We start from the raw sequence: 354 nt of genomic DNA on the forward strand, positions 1-354 counted from the left end.
GTGCCACGCCGTCCGGCAAGGCCAAGCTGCTCTTCCCAGCCGCTGTGCACACGGTCCAGGGCCGCGCTCCGCTCCATCTCCATCACGATCAGCTCGCCGGTCGCGGACAGCAGCCAGCGTTCCCAGCCCTGCCCGTCTCGTTCAAGCGCCAGGCGAAAGCCGGTCCGATCCCGGGCCAGAACCGGGGCCACGCTGGGCGCGATGCCCGCTTGCAGGCCGCAGGCGCGTTCCACAAGGGTTCCGCTGCCGAGCCACGCCAGCAGCGTCCACAACCCGGGTTCCCCCCGGTCACGCTCCACCAGCGCCCGCGCCACCGCGCTTTTGTCATCGGTCGGAGCCACGCGCCGCCTTGGA

The 354-nt window shown here is 71.8% G+C and carries 1 protein-coding gene; it reads right to left on the reverse strand.

What is annotated here, in order from left to right; translation table 11 throughout:
• The coding region (locus tag EJ903_RS26595) for a hypothetical protein (protein WP_148105340.1) at positions 1-341 on the reverse strand (341 nt) is incomplete at its 3' end.
• Between the last annotated feature and the right edge of the window lie 13 nt (positions 342-354).

It is taken from the genome of Azospirillum griseum, from assembly GCF_003966125.1.
GTDB lineage: Bacteria > Pseudomonadota > Alphaproteobacteria > Azospirillales > Azospirillaceae > Azospirillum > Azospirillum griseum.